General features: G+C 71.3%; 3 protein-coding genes and 1 pseudogene. 3 read left to right on the top strand and 1 reads right to left on the bottom strand.

The features are described from left to right. Positions 1-643: 643 nt before the first annotated feature. Both ACFXA3_RS37990 and ACFXA3_RS37985 read left to right on the top strand, forming a co-directional pair. A complete protein-coding gene (locus ACFXA3_RS37990; protein WP_385195112.1) occupies positions 644-1,189 on the top strand; it encodes a TIGR00730 family Rossman fold protein in 546 nt (181 codons plus the stop codon). Positions 1,190-1,357: 168 nt separating this feature from the next. After that, positions 1,358-1,889, top strand: a pseudogene (locus ACFXA3_RS37985) (class I SAM-dependent methyltransferase); the annotation flags it as partial. Positions 1,890-2,302: 413 nt separating this feature from the next. Here the strand turns inward: ACFXA3_RS37985 and ACFXA3_RS37980 are convergent. Beyond that, on the bottom strand, positions 2,303-3,298 hold the full coding sequence (locus ACFXA3_RS37980) for a helix-turn-helix transcriptional regulator (RefSeq protein WP_385195109.1): 996 nt from the start codon (positions 3,296-3,298) through the stop codon (positions 2,303-2,305). A gap of 164 nt (positions 3,299-3,462) precedes the next feature. Between ACFXA3_RS37980 and ACFXA3_RS37975 the strand changes: the two genes are divergently transcribed. Beyond that, positions 3,463-3,861: VOC family protein (locus tag ACFXA3_RS37975; protein ID WP_385195106.1), on the top strand; the 399-nt coding region annotated here is incomplete at its 3' end.

Genomic DNA, 3,861 nt, shown 5'->3' with positions numbered 1-3,861 from the left:
TCCTCGCCATAAAACACCACCCCCCCCCCCCTACTTAACCCCCCCCCCCCCCCGGCGCCCCCCCCCCCCCCCCGGCGCCCCCCCCCCCCCCGGCCCCCCCCCCCCGCGGGGGCCCCGCCCCCCCCGCCCCTCCACGCACCAGGACAAGCACGCCACCACAAACGAGGCCGACCATGCGAGATGAGCGCGCCCTCAAACGTCCCCGGCGGAGCTCGGGACGGTAGGGATGCACGCAGACGTCGCCGCCGGCGGTCAGGCACCTCGACCCTGAAGCGGCCAGGAATGCAGCCGATCCCGCCGATACCAGGTACCGGCTGGTGGCTCCGAAGCCGCCCTGCCGCCCCCCTCGTCCACGAGTCGGTCCCGCACCCCGTATGCCCCCGGCCCGGTCGCAGCCGGCAAGGGCACCGAAGGCGGCATCGGTGCCTTCGGGGTGTTGTCGGTGGCCGCGCGCAGCCGGGTGAACTGGCCGCGGGTCAGGCGTCCGTCGCGATCGTGGTCGACGAGGTCGAAGAGGCAGCCGAGGGCGGGGCGGCAGCCCGGTCGTGCGGACCGCTCCCGCTCCACCACTCCGCCGGCGCCGCCGCGTCCGGCCGTGCTGCGCGGGTGTCCGGGCGTGTGCCGGTACCGCTACCGTGGTCTCGTGAATGTTTGTGTCTTTCTCTCGGCCTCCGATCTCGACGTGCGCTATACCGGGCCGGCCCGCCGGTTCGCCGAGCTCCTCGGCGAAGCCGGCCACACCCTGGTCTGGGGTGGTTCCGACACCGGTCTGATGAAGGTCGTCGCGGACGGTGTCAGTGGCGCGGGCGGAAGGCTCTCGGGGGTTTCGGTCGATTTCCTGGCGGCCAAGGCACGACCGGTGTCGGCCCCCGACGAGATGGTCGTCACCCGCAGCCTCGCCGAGCGCAAGGCGACGCTCATGGAACGGGCCGACGCGTTCGTGATCATGGTGGGCGGCATGGGAACGCTTGACGAGGCCACCGAGATCCTGGAGCTGAAGAAGCACGGCAGGACCGGCAAGCCGGTCGTCCTGCTGAACACGGCCGGATTCTACGACGGCCTTCGTGAGCAACTGCGGCGCATGGAGGACGAGGGCTTCCTCCCGATCCCTCTGGCCGAGTTGGTGTTCATCGCCGACGAACCCGCCGACGCGCTCGCCTTCCTGGAACACGCCGTCACGAGTGCCTGATCCGACGTTCAGGCCTGGGGCCGGGGCCGGGATCGGAGATCGGGGCGCTCAGCACCATCGTGTTGTGGAGAAGTACACCGACGCCGCCGTCGAACAGTTTCGTGCCGAGGGCCAGGGCTCCGCGAGGCGGACTCAGCCGTCTTTACCTGCTCAGGCACTGCAACCTGAGCGTTGCGCGGGCACCGCGTCACCGGGACCGACGTCAGCCCCCGCGCCGCCGCCCGGGCCGCCCGGGAAGCCGCCCTTCGGAGCCTGAGCCTGCGCCGACAACTCGCTGCCTCACCTCCTGACGGAGCAGGATGTGCACGCCGCCCTGGCCGAGATGCGCCGCGTCCTGCAGCCCGACGGCCGGCTGCTGATCAGCACCCGGCCCTACGACGACCTGCTGAGCGATCGCCCGGCTTCGACACCTCCACAAGTCCACCGGATCACCGACGGCGCCGACGACGGAGAGCGAACCGTCACCTTCCAGCTCTGGCACTGGCACGACGACGGCGAGCACTACGATCTGGAGCACTTCCAACTCCTGCCGGCGGGCGGAGAATGGCGCGTCCAGGTCCGCCGGACCACCTACTGGGCACTCGGCCGGGACCGGCTGGCCGGCCTCGCAGCCGAAGCCGGGTTTACCGGCATCGGGTGGCGGATGCCGCAGGAGACGGGCTTCTTCCAACCACTGCTCGTGGCCCGCGCCGGCCACTAGGTGATTCCATCGCCCTGCTCAGGACATCAGGTGACAGCCGCCTCGGCGCAGGCCTCCCTGCCTGGACCGACGCAGTCGAAGCCGGCCAGTTACCTGGCTTCACCGGCTTCGCACCCCACCTGCTCCGGGACTTCGACGCTGACAGCGGGTCCCACCCCCGACTGGAGTTCCGGCAGCATTGAGGGTGCCGTGAACCGCATCGAGAAGATACAAGAGGCAGCTGTACGGACGCGGCGGATCGAACGACTTCGCAAGACGATGCTGCTTCGGCCCGGCTGCTGCTGGCGTTGTCTGCCGGCGTCGGCGAACCGGTGGAACTGCACTTCCCTGATTGGCTCCATTGAGTGCCGTGCCCGGCCGACTCTGCTGGGGCGGGACCGGGTGGAGCGGGGTGGAGCGGCTGCTCCTGGTGTTCACCGCGCAGGGCCGGTGTCCGGCCGGGGGATGCGGGCGGCGTGGGCGCAGCGGGCGGCGAGCTCGGCGAACGCGGCCGCGAGTTCGGGCGGGCCGATGACGTCGATGTCGGTGTCGAAACGGCCGATTGCGGCGGCGAGTGCGGTCCATGACCATGAGCCGATGGTGAGGCGGCAGCGGTCGCCTTCGAGGGGTTCGACGGTTCCGTCATGGGCGAAGGGGGCGACCTCGGCGGCCGGCAGGTGGAGGACCACCTCGCCACGACACGGCCACTCGGTGGTGGCGCCGTGGCTGCCGCGGAAGCGGTTGGTGACGAAGTCGCCGATGCCGCCTCCCGGGAGGTCGCGTGCGACGAAGCGGGGGCCCGTGGGGGTGCGGGAGCGGATGCGGTCGGCGCGGAAGGTGCGCCAGTCCCCGCGGTCGAGGTCCCAGGCGAGCAGGTACCAGCGGTCGTGCCAGGTCACCAGGTGGTGCGGCTGGACGTGTCGGCGCTGTGCAGCTGCGGTGTCCAGGTCGCCGGCGTAGTCGAAGCGCAGTTCCTCGCAGGCACCGATGGCGCGGCCCAGGTCCGCGAGGACCTGTCCGTCGAGGTGGGCCGGGGAGCGGTGCGGAGGGCGCAGGGCGGTGATGTGCAGCAGGTCGATGCGGCGGGCGAGGTGGGGTGGCATGGCCTGGCGAACGGTGGCCAGGGCGCGGGCGGCGTCCTCGGCCAGCACGGTGCCGGCGGCCGCGGTCTGCAGCGCCACCGCCAGCGCGAGAGCCTGGCCGTCGTCGAACAGCAAGGGCGGCATGCGGGTGCCGGCGTCGAGACGGTAGCCGCCGGCCGGCCCCTTGAAGGTCAGGATCGGGTAGCCGAGTTCGCGCAGCCTCTCCATGTCGCGGCGCACGGTACGCGGGGAGACGTCGAGGCGCTCGGCGAGGTCCTCGCCGGGCCAGTCACGGCGGGTCTGGAGCAGCGAGAGCAGCGAGAGCAGTCGCGAGGATGTCTTCTGCATGTCCCGCATTCTGCCCGCAGTACAGGACAGACCCTGTCCGGTACCCCTGGCAACGTGGCCGTCGAGCCGCCTGGGAAGCAATCACCCCGGCCACGGCCACCGCGCCGCGGGCTCCAGCCACACAGCGGCGCACCATCTGTCCCAACCAATGCAAGGAGCGGGCCATGTCCGTCACGACCACCACCCACCTCAATTTCCGGGGCGCCGCACGCGAGGCGCTGGACTTCTACCAGTCCGTCTTCGGCGGACGTACCACCGCCGTCACCTACGGGCAGGCGGGCAACGTGCAGGACGAGAACGAGGCCGACTGGGTGATGTGGGGCGAGGTGGCCGGAGACAACGGATTCCACGTCATGGCCTACGACGTGCCCACGCAGCTGCCGTGGAACCAGGGCCAGAACCCCTTCTTCGTCTCCGTGCGCGGCGAGGACGCCGAGGAGATCAGCGCCCTGTGGCAGAAGCTGTCGCAGGGCTCGACCGTGACACGGCCCCTGGAGGCCGCGCCGTGGGCGCCGCTGTACGGCATGCTCACCGACCGGTTCGGCATCACCTGGGTGCTGGAC

Source organism: Streptomyces sp. NPDC059456 (assembly GCF_042750055.1).
Lineage (GTDB): Bacteria > Actinomycetota > Actinomycetes > Streptomycetales > Streptomycetaceae > Streptomyces.
This window is presented reverse-complemented; position numbering and strand designations above follow the sequence as displayed.